This is a genomic window from Clostridium sp. AF27-2AA (genome assembly GCF_003478505.1).
Classification (GTDB): domain Bacteria; phylum Bacillota; class Clostridia; order Lachnospirales; family Lachnospiraceae; genus Brotaphodocola.
Genome location: NZ_QUFI01000032.1, coordinates 1 through 19,016, shown reverse-complemented (window position 1 = coordinate 19,016; position 19,016 = coordinate 1). Strand labels below are relative to the sequence as shown.

Annotated in this window: 17 protein-coding genes; 2 read left to right on the top strand and 15 right to left on the bottom strand. The window is 52.0% G+C overall.

All coding sequences use genetic code 11. The annotated features are described in order from the left end of the window. Positions 1–6 precede the first annotated feature (6 nt). The 15 genes from gltX to DWY84_RS14140 form a co-directional block, all read right to left on the bottom strand. The gene (gene gltX, locus DWY84_RS14210; RefSeq protein WP_118534008.1) at positions 7–1,467 is read right to left on the bottom strand and encodes a glutamate--tRNA ligase; all 1,461 of its coding nucleotides are present in this window, start codon (positions 1,465–1,467) and stop codon (positions 7–9) included. A gap of 36 nt (positions 1,468–1,503) precedes the next feature. Then, positions 1,504–2,841, bottom strand: a complete 1,338-nt coding sequence (locus DWY84_RS14205; protein ID WP_118534007.1) for a M18 family aminopeptidase — start codon at positions 2,839–2,841, stop codon at positions 1,504–1,506. Further along, entirely contained in the window at positions 2,838–3,449 is a 612-nt protein-coding gene (locus DWY84_RS14200; RefSeq protein WP_118534006.1) for an HAD family phosphatase, read from the bottom strand. The genes DWY84_RS14205 and DWY84_RS14200 overlap by 4 nt, the downstream gene beginning before the upstream one ends. Positions 3,450–3,538: 89 nt before the next feature. Next, entirely contained in the window at positions 3,539–4,573 is a 1,035-nt protein-coding gene (locus tag DWY84_RS14195) for an acyltransferase (RefSeq protein ID WP_118534005.1), read from the bottom strand. 56 nt (positions 4,574–4,629) lie between these two features. Beyond that, on the bottom strand, positions 4,630–5,442 hold the full coding sequence (locus DWY84_RS14190; RefSeq protein WP_118534004.1) for an ABC transporter permease: 813 nt from the start codon (positions 5,440–5,442) through the stop codon (positions 4,630–4,632). Positions 5,443–5,445: 3 nt separating this feature from the next. Further along, positions 5,446–6,012, bottom strand: coding sequence for a dTDP-4-dehydrorhamnose 3,5-epimerase (gene rfbC / locus DWY84_RS14185; protein WP_118534003.1), 567 nt, complete (start codon positions 6,010–6,012; stop codon positions 5,446–5,448). A gap of 32 nt (positions 6,013–6,044) precedes the next feature. After that, positions 6,045–7,715 (bottom strand): DUF2142 domain-containing protein, encoded by a 1,671-nt coding sequence (locus DWY84_RS14180; RefSeq protein WP_243024870.1) that lies wholly within the window; start codon positions 7,713–7,715, stop codon positions 6,045–6,047. After that, positions 7,696–8,046 (bottom strand): DUF2304 domain-containing protein, encoded by a 351-nt coding sequence (locus DWY84_RS14175; protein ID WP_118534002.1) that lies wholly within the window; start codon positions 8,044–8,046, stop codon positions 7,696–7,698. Before DWY84_RS14175 ends, DWY84_RS14180 begins: the two co-directional genes overlap by 20 nt. After that, complete coding sequence (locus tag DWY84_RS14170) at positions 8,043–8,987, bottom strand: glycosyltransferase family 2 protein (protein ID WP_118534001.1); 945 nt, start codon at positions 8,985–8,987, stop codon at positions 8,043–8,045. The genes DWY84_RS14175 and DWY84_RS14170 overlap by 4 nt, the downstream gene beginning before the upstream one ends. After that, complete coding sequence (locus DWY84_RS14165) at positions 8,977–10,275, bottom strand: lipopolysaccharide biosynthesis protein (RefSeq protein ID WP_118534000.1); 1,299 nt, start codon at positions 10,273–10,275, stop codon at positions 8,977–8,979. The genes DWY84_RS14170 and DWY84_RS14165 overlap by 11 nt, the downstream gene beginning before the upstream one ends. Before the next feature lie 75 nt (positions 10,276–10,350). Then, complete coding sequence (locus DWY84_RS14160; protein WP_118533999.1) at positions 10,351–11,064, bottom strand: glycosyltransferase family 2 protein; 714 nt, start codon at positions 11,062–11,064, stop codon at positions 10,351–10,353. After that, on the bottom strand, positions 11,061–12,185 hold the full coding sequence (locus tag DWY84_RS14155; RefSeq protein WP_118533998.1) for a DegT/DnrJ/EryC1/StrS family aminotransferase: 1,125 nt from the start codon (positions 12,183–12,185) through the stop codon (positions 11,061–11,063). Before DWY84_RS14155 ends, DWY84_RS14160 begins: the two co-directional genes overlap by 4 nt. After that, positions 12,185–13,198 carry an ATP-grasp domain-containing protein gene (locus tag DWY84_RS14150; RefSeq protein ID WP_118533997.1) on the bottom strand — a complete coding sequence of 338 codons (1,014 nt, stop codon included), beginning with the start codon at positions 13,196–13,198 and terminating at the stop codon, positions 12,185–12,187. Before DWY84_RS14150 ends, DWY84_RS14155 begins: the two co-directional genes overlap by 1 nt. A 3-nt stretch (positions 13,199–13,201) precedes the next feature. Further along, positions 13,202–14,671: a lipopolysaccharide biosynthesis protein gene (locus DWY84_RS14145; protein ID WP_118533996.1), complete on the bottom strand. Its 1,470-nt coding sequence runs from the start codon at positions 14,669–14,671 to the stop codon at positions 13,202–13,204. A gap of 103 nt (positions 14,672–14,774) precedes the next feature. Next, on the bottom strand, positions 14,775–15,812 hold the full coding sequence (locus DWY84_RS14140) for a glycosyltransferase (RefSeq protein WP_347560811.1): 1,038 nt from the start codon (positions 15,810–15,812) through the stop codon (positions 14,775–14,777). A 170-nt stretch (positions 15,813–15,982) separates the two neighbouring features. On the opposite strand from DWY84_RS14140, the gene DWY84_RS14135 reads away from it, so the two are divergent. Together DWY84_RS14135 and DWY84_RS14130 are read left to right on the top strand one after the other, a co-directional pair. After that, positions 15,983–17,596: a L,D-transpeptidase family protein gene (locus DWY84_RS14135; RefSeq protein ID WP_118533995.1), complete on the top strand. Its 1,614-nt coding sequence runs from the start codon at positions 15,983–15,985 to the stop codon at positions 17,594–17,596. A 75-nt stretch (positions 17,597–17,671) separates the two neighbouring features. Further along, a complete protein-coding gene (locus DWY84_RS14130; protein WP_118533994.1) occupies positions 17,672–18,982 on the top strand; it encodes an acyltransferase in 1,311 nt (436 codons plus the stop codon). Positions 18,983–19,016 lie beyond the last annotated feature (34 nt).

Below are 19,016 nucleotides of genomic sequence, written 5' to 3'. Positions count from 1 at the left end.
AACTTTTTACGCGTTCACTGCGCTCAGCATCTCAATACCCTTGCGGATCCGGGCCAGAGACTCTTCCTTGCCCAGCACTTCCATGATCTCGGTTGCGCCAGCCGGAGTCATCTGCTTGCCAGATACCGCGGTACGGATCGGCCACATTACAAAACCGGTCTTGTAGCCTTTCTCGGATACGTATGCGGATAATGCAGCGTAAAGAGCGTCGTTGGTGAAGTCTTCCTGTGCTTCCAGGATCGGCAGCACATCGTTTAATACCTCCAGGGAGTTCTCGGAGTTGGTCTTCATCTTCTTATGGGTGTACATTGCCACATCATACTCCGGCAGCTCCTGGAAGAAGTCTACCTGGGCTGCGATATCCGGGAAGATCTCGATACGGGTCTTTACCATACCTGCGATTTTCTTCAGATCCAGGTCTTTGGTGATAGCAGCCTTTAAGTAGGGCTCTGCCAGCTCATAGAAACGGTCTGCATCCATTGCCTTTAAGTACTCGCCGTTCATCCATTTTAACTTGGTGATATCAAATACAGCCGGAGACTTGCTGATGTTGTGGTAATCAAATGCCTTTACCAGTTCCTCTAAGGAGAAGATCTCCTGGTTATCGGTCGGGGACCAGCCCAGCAGTGCCACATAGTTGACAACTGCCTCGGATACGAAGCCCTGGTCGATCAGATCCTCGAAGGAGGAGTGACCACTTCTCTTGGACAGCTTCTTGTGGAACTCATCGGTGATCAGCGGGCAGTGTACGTAAACCGGAACTTCCCAGCCGAACGCGTCATACAGACGGTTGTACTTCGGAGAAGACGACAGATACTCGTTGCCGCGTACCACATGGGTGATGCCCATTAAATGGTCATCCACTACGTTTGCGAAGTTGTAGGTCGGATAGCCATCGGATTTGATGAGGACCATATCGTCTAACTCAGAATTATCTACGGTGATGTCTCCGTAAATCTCGTCGTGGAAGGTAGTAGTTCCCTCAGTCGGGTTGTTCTGACGGATGACATACGGCATGCCTGCTGCCAGGTTTGCCTCTACCTCTTCCTTGCTTAAGTGGAGACAGTGCTTGTCATAGGTCATGATCTCCTCACCGTTTACGGTCTTCTTTAAAGAGTTTAAACGCTCCTGGGTGCAGAAGCAGTAATAAGCCTCGCCTTTTTCTACCAGCTTCTTTGCGTACTCCAGGTAAATGCCAGCTTTCTGGCGCTCACTCTGCACGTACGGGCCGCAGCCGCCGTCTTTGTCCGGGCCTTCATCGTGAATCAGTCCGGTCTCTTCCAGGGTGCGGTAGATGATCTCAGTAGCGCCCTCTACATAACGCTCCTGGTCGGTATCCTCGATACGCAGAAGGAAGTCGCCGTCCTCATGCTTTGCAATCAGGTATGCGTACAGCGCAGTTCTTAAGTTGCCTACATGCATACGGCCGGTTGGGCTCGGTGCATATCTTGTTCTGATCTTTGTCATGATAGAAACTCCTTTTTATATATATGATTTTTTTAATTAAGCAATGGTATAATTTCCGTCGCCTTTTCCGGCAAAGCTTCCGGAGAAAAGCACTCTGGCAGCCTCGATGAGGTATGCCGTGTCACGGCTTCCCGCGGTCTCATAGCTGGAATGCATAGCCAGCTGCGGCAGTCCGATATCTACAGTGTTCAGCGCTACCTGGGTACCGGAAATGTTACCCAGGGTGGATCCGCCCAGAATGTCGGAACGGTTTAAGAATACCTGGTACGGAATCTCCGCCTTCTCGCAGATGGTCTTAAATACCGCAGCGGAAACAGCATCGGTGCAGTACTTCTGGTTTGCGCTGTACTTGATCACGATGCCCTGGTTTAAGTACGGGCGGTTCGTCGGATCTGCCTTGTCCGGCTGGTTCGGATGGATGGCATGGGCGTTGTCCGCGGATACCATGAAGCTGGATGCCAGCGCGGTCAGATATTCCTCCTCCGTGCGTCCCATGCCGGTATTGATGCGGTGCAGGACATCCTTTAAGAAGGTGGATTCCGCGCCCTGCTTGGTTCCGCTGCCCACTTCCTCGTTATCGTATACACAGTGAACCGCTACGCTGTCCTTCGGCTCTGCAGCCAGAAAGCCCTTCAGGGAAGAGAAGGCGCACTGCAGGTCATCTAAGTGCGGGCTTGCCAGGAACTCGCCATCCGCACCCAGAAGGCTACCGGTCATGCGGTTATATAAGAACAGGTCGGTGTCCAGAATATCCTCTGCCTTTACGCCAGCCTCTTTCGCAATCAGCTCCAGGAAGCAGCCTTTTACCTGTTTCTCTGCCGCCTCACAGAACAGCGGAAGCATATCCTTCTGCGGATTGAACGCGTAGCCATCATTTACCTGACGGTTCATGTGGATAGCCAGGTTCGGGATGATCATCAGGTCGCGGTCTACATTCACCAGCTTTGTGGCAATGCCGTCAGCGGTGCGCACGATCACGCGTCCTGCCACGGAAAGCGGACGGTCCAGCCAGGTAGAGCAGATCATGCCGCCGTATTTCTCCACATTCAGCTTCACATACTGGTTTTCCACCTCAATCTCGGCGTTAGCCTTGATCTTGAATACCGGAGAATCGCTATGGCTTGCCATGATCTGGAAACCGGTAAAGTCTTTTTTCGGAATGGAAAACGCGATCAGGGCAGAATCATTTCTGGTTACATAGTAGCCGCATCCTGCCTCCAGATTCCACTTTTCCCCCTCATACAGGCGGGTGTAACCAGCCTCTTTTAACATCCCACACATATTTGCGGCTGCGTGGAACGCGCTCGGGCTGTGATCCAGGAACGCCAGTAACTCCTCGTTGGTCTTGTCAAAGTTTAAATTTGCTTTGCTCATGATAATACCTTCTCTAAATCCTTTCTTAAGTTCTCTACGCTGCCATCTGCGAAGCAGTGGCCATCCATGCCGCAGGCTTTCGCCCCCTCAATGTTCATCGGCAGGTCATCAATAAAATAGCACTCCTCCGGCTTTAATCCAAACCGGCGGAACAGATGCTCATACATTTCCTTTTGTGGCTTTAAATATTTGATTTCTGCGGAAAAAAGCATGCCATCAAAGCATTCCGCTGCCGGAATCACATCCATGCAGACCGATGGCAGACGAATCGATGCGTTGGAACAGATATAAAGACCATATCCCTTTGCCCTTAATTCCCGCACCAGAGTCTCCATGGCGTCAATCTTCCACATGCAGTATTCCGGCCAGTGCGCGAAGCACTGCTTTGCGGCTTCCTGCAGCCGCTCCGGCAGACGGGCGCACATCTTCGCAAGCCCTTCTTCTTCTGAGATGAGCCCCATATCCAGCAAGATCCATTCGTGAGAATCAAACACCGCGCTGCAGACCAGCTTCTGATCGTCTTCATTTTCAAGGAAATGACGGCACGCCCGCATAGATTCATAATCCAGAAGAACCTTGCCCATATCAAATACGATATTTTTGATCATTGTCCTTCTCCTTTCATTTTCTATCAAACTCTCCAATTCTGTTTTCCCGCAATTTTCCTGCTCTGCCTGGCGGCTGCACCCTTGTCCTGTCATCTTCCTCCTGTCAGCAGATTCCACAAGCCCGGCAGATACCGCCGCAGGAATTTCCCGATCAGGGTGCTTATCAGAAGCACAAGCACCGGCATGACCAGAAACAGGCCAAACGGGCCATACCATTCCGGCACAGCAGACGCGGTCAGCATTGCCGCGGCCTTATTGATCAGCCGCACAAAGGCAAAATGCACCGCATAGAGGAAAAAATTATGTTTCATAAAATCTTTTGCCTCTGGAAGACGTTTTCCCGGAAGCACAAGCCAGAATCCTGTCACCGCGCACAACCGGCACAGGACAAAGGACGGAATATGGGCCTGCCAGAGCCCGACATAATAGATAACCGCGGCCACCCCCAGACAGAAAAGTCCAAACACGCACCGTTTCCGGCTTTCCGCTGCCTCCACCGTTTTCCGGAAGTGAAGGGCCGCCATAGCCCCGCTACTATAATAGATCAGCGCATCCGGGTTTACCGGCAGCCCGCTTATATCCAGCCGCACCAGAACCCAGAAAAAGGCCAGAAGCAAAAGTCCGCTCCACATCCATTTTAATAGCGGATAAAGAACCGGAGCCAGAACCACCAGCCATAAAAGCTGGTACAGATACCAGAATACATTGTTGTAGGTGTGGCCGATCACGGCATCCACTGCGGATGCAAGAGAAAATTCCACCACGCCTTTTCCAACCACATCACGCACCGCCGGAATACGGCTGGCGGTCACATAGCTGAGATAATACAGAAAATTCCAGACAATATAGGGAACCAGCAGGCTTTTCACACGCCGCTGCCATTTGCCCTTTAGCTTTCCCCAGTCAAAATCCCGGTAGAACTGGTAACCGGAGATCACGAAAAATCCCGGTACCGCAATCTGGCCAAACCACTCGCCAATACGGTGTTCCAGCACATAGACCATGCCTGTAGCCGCCTGATATCCCAAAAACAGCTCGGCGTTATAGGAATGGACCCAGATCACCAGAAGACTGAGCGCAAAAGAGAACCATGTGACTTTGTTGCGAAATTCTAACTCGGTCATATGATTCCCCCTCGTCTGTCATACATTTCATCAGGCCGGTCAGCCGTCCATGCCTGTTACAATACGTCGGAAAAATGCGGACGCAGCCGCTTAAATACCCGAAGCCCCACAAGGCCGATCACCAGGGTCACCACCCAGAAATAGATGCCAAGCTTCGGCCGTTCCCAGAACCAGTTTCCGGTCAGCATGCTGTCCCGGTATCCGGCTACTACATAGTAGAACGGATTCAGTTTTAAGATTGTCACAAACCATGGAGCCTTGTCCGCGAACATGGTCTCCTGGTACATGATCGGGGTCAGCCACATGCCAAACTGCAGGCAGATGCTCACAATCTGCGCCATGTCTTTGAAGAAGACATTCACCGCGCAGGTCAGATAGCCAAATGCCAGCGCCAGCATGGCCGCCGCAAAGCTGTAATACAGAATCTGGATCCAGGTGGCCATCGGCAGGCGTCCGTAGCATAAGAACACCGCCAGCATGATCCCCGCAAAGAACGCATGCACCAGCATACAGGAAATCAGCTTGATGATGGGCAGGATTTCTACCTGGAATACCACCTTTTTCACCAGATAGCTGTACTCCTGCAGACATCCGGTCACACAGTTTAAGGCCTCGCTGTAGAAAAACCACGGCACAATGCCCGGAATCAGCCACAGCACATAGGGAACCCCCGGAACCGGCGGCACACTCTTAAATCCCACCTGGAAGATGAAGAAGTAGATGAGTACCGTAACAATCGGCTGCACCAGCATCCAGACAATGCCAAAATAGGAGCCGACAAAGCGTTTCCGGAAATCAGCCTTAGCCAGATTCCAGATGAGTTTTCGTTTCCTGACGATTTCCTTCATCAGAGAAATTACATAATTCATACCTTATTTTTCCTCATTAAATTTGAAAGTGTCCTTCAGACCACTCCACTTTTTATCTTTCTCAGAGATGATCAGCTCTACGCCTTCCTCGAACGGCCAGTCAATGCCGATCTCCGGATCGTTGTAAGCCAGGCCGCCCTCATCGCCCGGATGATAAAAATCGGTGCACTTATAAGCAAACTCTGCCTCATCAGACAAAACTAAAAAGCCGTGAGCAAAGCCCTCCGGAATATAGAACTGCTTCTTGTTCTCCGCAGTCAGCTCCACGCCAAACCACTTGCCATAGGTTTTGGAATTGGCACGCAGGTCTACTGCCACATCAAATACGGCACCGCGGATGGCACGCACCAGCTTGCCCTGCGGATACTGTTTCTGGAAATGCAGGCCGCGCAGTACGCCCTTTACAGACATGGACTGGTTATCCTGTACAAATACCATATTCAGACCAGCCTCTTTAAAATCGTTCTGGTTGTAAGTCTCTACAAAGTAACCGCGCTCATCCTTGAATACGGTCGGCTCGATCACATAAAGTCCCTCTATGTCGCAGGATGTCACTTTGATCTTTCCCATTGTTTTCTTCCTCACTTTTCATTCTCTAAGTTTTAAAGCCGGATGCACACGATGCTGAACAAGCGCACCAGGGCGTAGCCATTCAGACAGCACATCAGATACAATATACTACGGTTTTTATCCTTTGTCAAAACCACCGTCCGATTTTTCAGAGCCAGCAGGAGTACCGGCAGAAATGGCAGGAAATACCGTCCCTGCACACCCAGGATTACCCGGGAGCTTACCGGAGTCCAGGCAATCAGCATGGACAGCATGGTAAGGCCCCCGCAGGCCGCGCATAAAAATCCGGTCCAGACTCTCTGTCGCATGTTCATACGAATCTGTTCCCCCGGAATTTTCAGTGCCAGGCCAATCAGGCACAGGGTAAAGGCCCAGACCGCCAGGTACGGCACATCCAGCACCTGATCCAGGTTGCCCAGCCAGCCGCCGATCATGGTGATGTGCATGTCTTTGGCATTCCAGAGCAGAGTCTGGTAAAACATCCGCACCAGAAGAACGGGATTGTGGATGAGAAGGCTCATGCTGAAGCCTGCCTCTCCCGCCCACTCTACATAGCTGTCGGCTTCTGTTGCCGCCGCATAGGTGGCAATGACCTGGCTGTTTACCAGATACATGGCCATAGCCCAGGCCGTTCCCACCGCAAAGGCACTGATAAACCAGTTTCGCACCTTGCCGAATTTCCGCATGGGAATCAGCAGGCACAGGCCCAGCATCGGCGCATAGACCATCTTACAGGGCCCGGCCACCGCAGCCAGAACTGCCAGCAGCACAATATCCCGCACCCGTACCTGTTCTTTTTCATAAGCCAGATCCAGACAGACTGCTGTTAATAAAAACATGCAGCTTAAGATCATCACATCATAGGAAAAGGATGCTGCCAGGTGCAGTGTCATGGGAAGCACCGCTACGCCGAGAAGTACTTCCTTTCCAAAGGGGATCCGTTTCATAGACAGATAAAGCATGATCACGAAAAAGATCAGGTTGCAGAACCGTCCAAAATAGAGCAGGCACACGGTATTCAGTCCCAGGAGTCTTGCCACACTGATACCGATGGCCTGGGGCACATAGGCAAGGGGCGTGGTGGTAACCGGCGGATAGGTGGAGCTGACATAAGCTCCCATGGTCTGAATCTGAGCCGTGCGCTCCGGCGCGTACTGCCCGTTGAGGCCAAGAGTATGAAACAGCTCGTAGGTGGATTCTTCCATCGTTTCCCCCAGTTTCACTGCCTGTTCCCGGCTCTTGGCCGTCACCTGCAGGTTTCCATCTTCATCCGGCTCATACACGAAATCTCCGTCCAGATCTTCCACCCAGGCGTCCTGAGCCCGCAGAAGCACCCGGCCGTACCGGTCACGCTGGGGCTGCCCGGTCATCTGGGAGGAAAGGCGGTAAGCACTGACGTAGTGGCTGATCTCATCCGGCGCGGAGAGGGGCGGCAGAACAAAGAGATACAGGATGCCAAGCCCTCCAGCCATCAGCACAGTCAGCTTTGACAGAGAACAGGGAATCTGTTTTTCCACCAGGAAATAGCCGCAGAGCGTGGTCAGCGCCACTACCAGTATGGTTAAAAATAAGTACTGTCCCATCTGCCAGGAAGCGCCGGTCTCATGGATTCCGGCCCGCATATCCAGGCTGTGCCAGGCCGCGGCAGCAGCCAGGCAGAGGATTCCGGCAATCAGACCCGGGCTAGCGCTTCTCTTCTTCATACTTTTTCTCCTCAAGAGCCATCACCTGAACCAGTTCCTTGATCTTACTTTCCAGCTGGGAAATGTGGATGCTCATAAAGAACACCTTCAGGATCAGCACAAAGATTGCGAACAGAAACAAAAAGTTGGTTGTCGCATAGATTCCAAGAAGGCCTGCGCAGGCATCGGCCACCTTCGGAAATACACTGTATACCACCAGTACCAGAGCCAGCACAATCCAGAAGATGGCGCTCTCGATCTGCATCCGGGACTGGCGGATCTTGCGCATGATCATGGCAAAAGTGCCAAGGGACACCAGGATCAGCGCGATTCGTAAGGTTGTGGTCATCATGATTTTCTTCTCCATTTCTTTTCCCAGTAAAGCGGGCTCATGCTGCACCAGAGGATCATCTTCCTCGGAAGTTTTTCATATTGTCTTCCCAGTTTGTAACCCAGATATTTGCAGCCGCTGCTAACCACCAGCTCCGGGATCAGATATCCGCGCAGATGCGTCAGCAGATATTTTGCCGTCTGCTTCACCAGACGAATGCCCTCACCCTCGGATTTCAGATCCGCAAAGATCTCCGGGTGTTCCGCCTGGGATACCGCCAGGTCAAAGTTGCGGTGAAACTGCTGCATGGGCGTTAAGTTATGAGAATGAATGACCTTCGCGTCCGGCACATAAGCCACCGCGTAACCGGCCTCCATGGCCGTGGCCGCATAGATCATGTCCTCATTAAAAATGGTACTGTTCACAAACCCTTCCAGCTTGCGGAAAATGTCTTTGCGATACGCGCAGCAGACATTGGACGCAAAGTAGGTCTTGATTCCCATGGTTTCCAGATTTTTTTTCGTCTTGATCATGGACGTATCCGGGTAGTTAAAGGAGCGGGTGTAGCGCTCAATGGTATGGCAGTCCTTTGCCGGAAGCTGCTTTGCATAAGCCACCGCCACCGTCTCGCCCTCCGGTCCCTTCTGATCCAGACCCTTTAACAGATTCTCGATCAGATGCTCATCCTGGGGCACTGCATCATCCGTCATAAAGATCATGATATCCGACTCCGAATACCACGCCGCCAGATTGCGGGTGCCGCCGTGGTCAAACTCTTCCTTCGTCAGATGATGGACCTCCATTCCCGGAATATCCCGGTAGCCTTCCGCATTCCAGTAGGCTTTTTCCGTATTCATAATGATGATCCGGTCCGGTACGACCGTCTGCTTTTTTAACATCTGAAGCAGTCTGGCGAACCGCCGGTCCGGCTTGTATACCGGAATCAAAACATCAACCGTCATGACGCACCTCCCGTATTTCTTGTTGTATTTCAATCCACGCCCCTCCAACAAAGCCTGCTGCCATCACGACCATTAAGATGAGATAGGCAAGGGCTGCGCCGAATATTCCCAAAGCCACGGTAAACTTCGGTGCCAGAATGACCGCGAGCACCGTCAGCACCACGTAAATGCCGAAGATCAGCTTCTGTTTCCGTAAAATGACCAGAGCGTAATAATAAAGATTCAGTACCGCATAGAAGCCGCCGCCCAGCACGATCATAATGAAGGCCGGCCAGAGCGCCGTCAGCTTTCCGCTGTAAGACGCGCCAAGGAGCCATTCCAGAAGCGCCAGCACCGGTCTGCCAAATACTACGGTCCCGCCCACAGCCAGCACCGTCAGCCCGCCGATCACTGCCATGATCGTGAGCAGCTTCTTTTTGAAATCCTGGAAGCGGCGCTCATTCCAGCAGTCTGTCAGATAGGTCAGGAACGGACGGATGACAAAGCCCGCCGCCAGGTTAATGACGGAAGTCGGCATGAAGATTACGTTAAAATAACCGCTGGCCGCATCCCCCAGATGGGCGTCAATGGCATACTTCGCTGCTGAAAAAATATAAAAATCCAAAAACACGGAAACAAACAGCAGAATGGATGAGGCTGTCAGGGAAACGCCCTGTTTCGCGCTCCAGTCGTAATCCACCTGCTTCAGTTCCTTTAATACTACAATATCAAACAGAAGCACACCGGCCATCTGCCCCAGCACCGCTGCCACACAGGCGGTAAAAAGTCCCGCCCCGGAAACCAGGGTAACCAGAAACACCCCCACTGAAAGGATCGTACGGAAGGTGTTGGACCGTCCGGTTAAGTACAGGCATCCCTGCCGCTGAAATTCCGACTCATACACATCAGCAAATCCATCGATCACCTTGTAGGCAATCAGCAGGAAAATAATCTGTGCTTTCTGCCAGGAATAGCCGATGAACGCCAGATATCCCGCGCCCAGAAGCAGAGCCAGCAGACAGGTTACATACCGGTGATGCAGGTAATCGCCAAACCGGTACTGCTCCGCACCGTCCGTAATGTGGAACGGGCGGATGCCGAAGTAGGCCAGAAGGAACATCTGCTGCCCCACGGTGCTGAAACCGAAGGAAAAAATGCCGCCCTGCTCCTCTCCCGCAATGCGCAGCACCAGAAAGGAAAGCACCATGCTGGCAAAGGCATAGAAGAAGCTTCCGCTCATGTTCCAGATCATATTTTCTTTATCCAGGCTCAGCCTTGTCCGCATGAGAAGGCGCGTCCAGTGTTTCATAGTTCGTTATACTCCGTTGTTCATATGTTTTCTGATTATTCCTGTTCAGCCATGCCGTCTTCTTGTTTGTACCGTCTATTTTTGTCTGTCACGGCGCATGGCTGAACCATTCCTGAAGTTTTGTATCAGTAAAATTGACAGAAGCATCCGCGCCATATACCGCACCGCCACCATCGGCTTTAAGTAGCTCTCACCGCCGGCCCGCTCCGCGATATGCACCGGCACCTCCGCGATCTTGGCTCCCTGTTTTAACAGGTAAGACACCGTATCTGGTTCCGGCCCATAGTTTAAATTCAGGGCAAATTCCCTGATCATCTCCCGGTTGAACATCCGCATGCCGGAGGTTGGATCGTTGACTGTCACACCGGTTGTCAGACGGATAGCCGCTTCAATGAGACGGCTTCCCACCATACGCATGGACCAGTCCTTTTTCGCGTTCACAAAGCGGCTTCCAATGACGATCTCATACCCTTCTTCCATCTTTTTTCTCATGGGTTCGATGAATTCCGGGCGGTGCTGTCCGTCACCGTCAAACTGAATGGCATATTCATATCCTTTATAGTAGGCGTATTTCATGCCTGCCTGAAAGCAGCCCGCAAGCCCCAGATTCACCGGAAGATCTAACAGGCTGAAGCCCTGTTCTCTGCAGATAGCCGCCGTCCGGTCTCTGGATCCATCGTTGACCACAATATAGTCAAACTGCGGATACTTCTCTTCCAGTTCCCGCACCACATGCTCGATGTTCGCTTCCTCATTGTAGGCAGGAATTACGATCAGCACCTTGTTCATCTTGTCTTTTCTCCACATTTCAGTATGATATCGCAGATCTCATCCACCGTTTCCAGGGAGAGATCCGGGTATAACGGCAGCGTCAGCACCTCCGAGGCAATCCGCTTCGCCACCGGTGTATCGTCCGAAGAGAATTGCTCCCGGTAACATGCGTAGTCGTTGATACACGGGTAGAAATACTTGCGCGCATAAATGTTGTATTCTTTCAATGCCGCAAAGATCTCATCCCGGTCTGCCCCGTAGCCTTCAAACACCACCGGCATGTAAGCGTAATTGTAGCGCACGCCTTCCTTTTCCTTACAAAGACGGATTCCCTTCACACCGCCCAGGCGCTCCCGGTAACGCTCCGTCAAGACCTTTCGCTTTGCGATGTCCGCATCCACATGACGCAGGTTGCAAAGACCCATGGCCGCCTGGAACTCATTCATCTTTCCGTTGGCGCCCACATATTCTACCTGCTCATATCCGGTGATGCCGAAGTTTTTGAGCTGGTACAGCAGATCCTTTAATTTTGGATCATGAAAAGCAACCGCGCCGCCCTCAATGCTGTGAAATACCTTGGTGGCATGGAAGCTGAACATAGAGGCGTCACCGAACTGGCCGATTCCGGTTCCATCAATCTCCTCGCCAAAGGTGTGGGCCGCGTCGTAGATGACCTTTAAGCCATGGCGGTCCGCAATCTCCTGAATGCGCTTCACGTCGCAGGGATTGCCGTATACATGGACCGGAACAATGGCGGAAGTCTTCTCCGTGATCAGGCTCTCCAGTTTGTCCACGTCGATGGTATAGTCTTCCTCATTGATATCGCAGAATACCGGAGTCAGGCCGTTGCGCACGATGGCATGGGTGGTGGAGGCAAAGCTGAACGGGGTCGTGATGACCTCGCCCGTCAGCTTCATAGCCTGCAGCGTCAGCTCCAGCGCCATATGACCATTCACAAACAGCTCCAGATTCGGTGTTTTCAAATATGTTTTCAGTTTTTCCTTTAAGGTTTCATGGTATTCGCCCATGTTGGTCAGCCAGGCGCTGTCCCAGATGGGCTTTAACATTTCCACATATTCTTCCAGAGGCGGCAGGGATGAACGGGTCACCATAACCGGCTCTTCATGTCGTTTTATCATCAGTTTTTCTCCTTCATATGGTACTCCGTGTACCGCCTTGCGATATACTGTTCACCGGTCACGGACATCTCATCCAGCTTTTCACCGGTAAAGCAGCGGATATGGGCCTCGGCCATATCATAGCCTGCAGCGCCGGAAAATGCCACGCCGCCCGCAAAGCGCGGATTGCACTCCAGGAAATAATACGCCCCTGCGTCCCGGTCTGCCTCAATAAATTCCATATTCACACAGCCCCGGATGCCCACGGCCTTAGCAATGTTCCGGCACTGCTGTTCCAGTTTCTCATTCCGGAATACACAGACAGAAGTTCCCGCGCCGTTTAAGGTACGCAGAAGTTCCCGTCTCGGCAGGCAGAAGACCTGACCACTTTCCGGATTTCTCACCACATCTACTGTAATGACATGGCCCCCGATCTTTGGCTGCACCAGATACTGCTTTTTCTGCTCCTCATTGCAGGTGTGAAGAAGAAATTCCAGGTCTGCTTCCGACTCCAGGATGTGTAAGCCCTGGCTGCTCCGGCCGTCGAATGGCTTGGCCACCAGCGGATATCGAAGACCTGGTTTCTTCTCCGGTTTTTTCTCTAAATCCCAAAGCCGTACTCCTGGAATCGTCTGACAGAGTCCCCTCTCTCTTAAGAACATCTCCATCTTCTCCTTATTCCGGCAAAGCGCAATCGCCAAAGCATCGGAAATCCATACCTCCGCGCCCAGCTCTTTAAAATCTTCCACCAGCTCCGTTCTCCACTGCTGGAGCACATCAATCTCCACATCGGTCAGCGGCATCAGTACGCTGGCCTGTTCTTTTTCACAAAGTTCTTTGATAAAATTCCGGTACTGTTCCCGGTCTGTGGCATAAGGTGCTTTGTAGAACGCATCCACATCCTGGGAATTCACCACCCACTCTGCCGGGTAAATATCGCAGCCCACAACCCGCATGCCTGCCGCGTGGCAGGCAGAGATCACGTTCTGGGCAGAAAACGACCCGATGGCCGTAATGATCACTGTTTTTTTCATAACCTAATTCTCCTCTGTGTTGGAGGTTTTCAGCCGTTCCTTCACCATTCCCGCCAGAAAACAAAAGCTTTCCAGACGGAAGGCCGCCGCCAGCACAATGTATACCGCAGCACCACAGACAATCTGCAGTCCCAGTTTCAGCCATACCGACATAGCCGGAAGCCATGCGCCAAAGACCATAACAGCCCCGCACATCACGATGGACAATGCCGCTGGCGGTGCCACATCCATCCACTGATGGACAATATCATAGCCAAGCAGCTTTTTATTCGGTGCCGCGTTGACAAAGGTACACACGAAATCCTGAAATGCCTTGATGCACACCATGATAAACACATTAAACTGCATGCCAATGAGCAGGGCCAGAATGCTCAAAGCCTTCTTCACCAGCTCCAGTTTTAAGAAAATGTCACTGCGTCCTACCGCGTTGATGGCCTGCAGATTCGTGATATGAATCGGCCAGAAGCAGTAGGAAACACACATAATGCGAAGAAATGGCACGCAGATCAGCCATTTTTCTCCAAGCAGGGCCAGCACCAGCGTATCCGCCACCGCAAACAGCCCCATAAGCATCGGGATCACCGCAAAGGAGCTTAAGCGGATGGCCCGGCGCACCATCTCCCGCACCTTGTCCCTGTCATCCTGACAGGCAGAAAAGGCCGGAAGCAGTACTGCCTGAATAGCTGCGCCCAGGTTGGTGGCGATCAGTTTTGGAAACTGCTCTCCGCGGTTGTAGCTGCCCAACAACTCTTCATTATATATCTTTCCGATCAAAAGTCCATACAGATTGTTAAATACCGTATCCAGCAGGGAAGCACAAAGAAGCTTCCAGCCAAAGGCGAACATGGTCTGAATCCGGTCAAAATCAAAGCACAGCCCCGGCTTCCAGGAAACCGTGAGAAACAGTACGACCATCAAACTGATGTAGTAGCTGATCTGCTGCCCCACCATGGCCCACACGCCCAGACCCCGGTACGCCATAAAAATGCTGATGACACCGGAGATTGCCGAAGCCGCCAGCGTGGAGAAAAACAGCCCGCGAAACTCCATGCTCCTGGACACATAAGCCGTTTGCACCGAGATGACTGCCCCCGGGAACAGCACAATGCCAAGCACCCGCACAATGGGCTTTAACACCGGAATGGCATAAAACTCCGCAATGACCGGTGCCACCAGATACAGCAGTGCGTAAAATACAACCGATGCCGCAAGTTCAAAATAGCAGACCGATGAGAAATCCACCTCGTCAGCCTGCTTTTTCTGCACCAGAGCCGTGGAAAAGCCGCTCTGGACAAATACATTTGCAATGGTGATAAAAATCATGATGATCCCCACCACGCCGTACTCCGCCGGAGTTAACAGCCTGGCTAAAAGGATCGCGATCACAAACTGGATGCCCTGGGCACCTCCGTTTTCCAGAAGCTTCCAGAACAGTCCGCTCGCCACCTTGTTTTTCATTCCTGTTTCACTCATAAACAATCTCTTTCAAATCCCGTTCTGTGTTTCTTTGCAGATTTCTGTTCACAGTCATTCACTGCCGCCAGACCTGCTTGTTCTGTCGTTCCAGCCAGAGCGCTTATCCCCTGTGAAACTGCTTCTGCAGCCAGCCATACAGCTTCGGTGCCGAAGTCTCAAACCGGATAAAAAACCGGGTTCTTGCATTCAGTTCCCGGTAGAATTCCCGGTTTTCCTTATTTAATACCGTTTCGTAATGTTTCGTATTTACCTGGGTTAAAAATTTAAGCCGATGAATGGCATGCTCCACCGTATTGTGAAACCGGCCGCCGCTAAAGGTATCAAACCCACGGTACATAACCGTCATAGCCTCTGCGTAATCCTGCTGTTTTTTCTCATAGTCTCCCTGCTTCATAAGCGTAGTCCAGGAAGCCGCGCCCCCAAGCCTGTATACACACATGGGCTCATCCATATACCAGGCCCAGCCCCGGTTCGCGGAAAGGAGCTGCAGCGGAATATCCGCGATGGGGGCATTGTTATAAAAATCCGGCAAATCTGCCACCATCTCCCGGTAAAACATCAGGGATGCCGTCGGGTAACCAGATGTCTTGTCAATAATCTCCTCCGGGGAGACCATGCGGCTGCCCTTGTAGGGACGCATGGCATGCTCGGTCAAAGCCTTTCCCTGTATCTCAACCTTTGCGCTGTGAAAGCAAAGAGAACAGCCTGGATTCGCTTCCAGATAATCCACCTGCTTCTGTAGCTTCCGATCATCCGTCCAGTAATCATCTCCCTCGCACATGGCGATATATTTTCCTCTGGCCCGCGGGAAATTGAAGGTGCCGCTGACATTGGTGAGACCCTTCGAATACTGGTTTTCGGTCTGCAAAATCGGAAAGATCAGGTCCGGATAACGGTCTGCGTACTCCCGGATGATGTCCGCCGTTCCATCGTTGGAGGCATCATCGTGAATCAGAACCTCATAGGCAAAATCCGTCTTCTGGTTTACAAAGCCCTCCAGTGCATCCCGGATATAAGATGCCTGATTATATGTGATGCAGCAGATGCTGACCATAATGCTGGAATTTTTGTATTCTGTTTCTGATACTCGTTCCTGCATTCCATCTTCCATTTCCATTTTTCCCTTCTGCTCCATCATGTTTCCTTTTCTTCCCATTTCTATGACAATTCTATTACGAAATTATTTACAACCTCTTTTATTTTACATGATTGCCAATAAATTGTAAATCAGATATGGTTTTTTTACCTTATTTATGATAGATTAGCATTGATTGATTATATTTATTATTTTCAGGAGGTTTTATAACCATGCGTAAACATACAAAAGCAGGACTTGTACTGCTGATGGCCGGCATGATGATGGCCGGATCTGTAACCAGCGCTTTTGCGGATACAGAGGCCACAGCAGCAACAAGCGGCGTTATTGACACTACAAAAAAGAACGCTGAGACAGGCGGCCCGGGAAGCACCGCAGCTTCCACAGAAAACACCCTGAATGGCCACACCTATTCCACGGAAGCCCCGGGTTCCAACACATCCCAGACTCAGGCATCCACTTCCGCACCGGAAACCAGCGCCTCTGCTGAGAGTTCCCAGGATGTCACCAGCGGTCAGGACAACGCGCTGACCCAGGATCAGGCAAACCAGCTGGAATCTGAACAGGCCGCTGCCGAGGCAGAAGCCGAGGCCAACCATACCGGCCCACTCTCCGTTCCGTTACGCCAGCCGCGTCTGACCACTGCGATCCTATCCAATGACAGCAAGAACTGGTCCGGCGCATACTTAAACGACCAGCAGATTTCCTCCGAGGCCGGCGGTTTTACCGCGATCTGTACCTATCTGGAGAACATTTTCGGTGATGTGCGCTATCGCACCTATAACTCCACCACTGGCTGGACCGGCTGGGCTGTAGGCGGCCAGCAGACTTCCTTCGATGGCAATGCCTGGTATCCGGTTGAAGCGATCCAGTACCGCTTCGCAGGCCCGGTTAACGACCAGTACGACATTTACTACTGCGCACAGTTAAGCGATGGCACCGAGACCGGCTGGGGCAAAAACGGCGAGACCGTCGGCACCATGAACACCGGCCTCCATTTAACCGGTTTCCGCCTTGCATTCTTCGCAAAGAATACCGCATCCGGCTTAAACGCTTCCAATGCACTGGTATCTGCCCACGCAGACGGCATCCAGTATGTAGACGGCCAGATGCGCTACATCCACGGCAACGGTGATAGCTACACCGGCTGGGGCTGGATTGGCAATGACCGTTACTACTTCAAGGATTCCGTTCCGGTAACCGGCTGGCAGTACATTGACGGCCTGAAATACTACTTCGGAGAAGACGGCAGGATGTGGAGTGATGTGGAGTCCCTGCTTGGCAGTGACGGCCCGTACCTCATCAAGATCAACAAAGAATTAAACTGCATGACCATCTACGCACAGGATGGCGGCAACGACTATATCATCCCGGTAAAGTCCTTCCTGACCTCCGTCGGTGATGACACCCCGGTTGGTACCTTCAAGACTCCGGAGAAATACCGCTGGAGACTGATGATCCATGATGTTTACACCCAGTACGCAACCCGCCTTGGCGCAGGACTTCCGATCCTGATCCACTCCATCATCTACGATGCGGCAAACCCGATGACCGTATGGGCCAGCACCTACAACAACATGGGGATTGCCCGTTCCGCAGGCTGCATCCGCCTGGTAAGCGGCGATGCCAAATGGGTTTACGATCACTGCGCCCTGGGAACCACCGTTCAGGTTTACAACTCTTCCGTTGCAGGACCGTTCGAACGCCCAACCATCGCATATGAGATCCCGTTTGAGCAGACCTGGGATCCGACTGACCCGAACGTAACGCAGGATATGATCAATGCAGAAACCGCACGTATCCTTGCCAAGTTCCAGAATCAGTAAATAACTTAAAACAAAAGAAGCCCGGAACGGCCGCTTCGCGGCTGGTGTTCCGGGTTTCTTTTATAAGGAGTCTTTATGAATGATAAGAAACATTCCTGTCTCTATGCCAGCTTCCTGTTCTGGCTTTTGATATCGATATGCGCTTCCGCACTTCTGATCTGGTGTGCCAGAAAAGCCTACGGATCCATCAATCCGAAGCAGATCCTGTTTCTGGAAACACTGGTGGTTCTTGCGTTTTTCCTGCATGTAAAGCGTCCATTTTCCCTGGCAGACACCCTTGGCTTTACAAACAGCAATCCGTCCTACGATATCCGTTATGACTATATCCGTCTCTTTGCGGTGTTCTGTGTCATCCTGCTCCACTGCCTTGGTATTGCCATGCCGGAGCTATCCATGGAGATCACTGACGAAACCCGGGCCTTACTGCTGGAAATCCCACCGCTGCTTCTGAAACCGGCTGCCATCCTGCACACCTGCCTCTATCTGGGAAACACCTGCTTTCTCATGCTGACCGGTGCCCTGCTGTTCGGAAGAGGCACAAAAGGAGGCATCGCTTCCTTCTATGAACGGCGTTTCTCCAAGGTGGTGCTGACCTCAGTCATCTACTTTTTCTTTTACATGTGGCAGAACGGACGGCTGAATCCGGTATGTGCTGACACACTCAGAGAAGCCTTCCACCGCATCCTGTCCGGCTCCATCCAGGATGATTGCCCTTTTTTGTGGCTGGTCTACATGACCCTCTCCATCTATGTGGCCGTGCCATTTCTCCAGTATATGTTTGAAGCAATGCCTTACCGGGCGCTGACCAGTCTCTCTGCCGTCGTTCTTGTGTGTATGTTCCTGAAAACCTACACCCTTATGACCACCGACCTGCTGCCCTTCTTCGCCCAGTGGATCGGCATTGCCATGATCGGCTACTGGGTATCCCGCCCCGAGACCCGGAAATACGACCGGTGGATCTGGATCCTCGCAGCCCTGTCCTTCCTGAAGGTAGTGCTGTCCGTAAACCCTTATGTATACTGGCAGAGTTATGTCAACTATTATGTGCACATGGCACCACTTTCCATCTTCATGGCCTGCGGCATCTTCGCCCTGGCTCTGCACAAAAAACCGGAGCAGACACACCGTTTCAGCCCGCTCATCACCATGCTCGGCAAACACAGCTTCACCATCCTGCTCCTGCACTGGTGGGTGCTCTACCACCTCGCCATCTACACCCTGAACCTCGACATCACCTGGCGGCATCCCCTGACCTTTACCGGAACCATCCTTTTCGTAATCGCCACCTCCCTGGTCTGCGGATTCCTCATCGACCAGACCGTGGTATACGCAATCCGCACCCTCTTCGAAGCCACAGTAAAACAAGCCAAACGAATCGCAAAATAACAATATTGAGACGGAACTAATAAAGAGTCCGGGC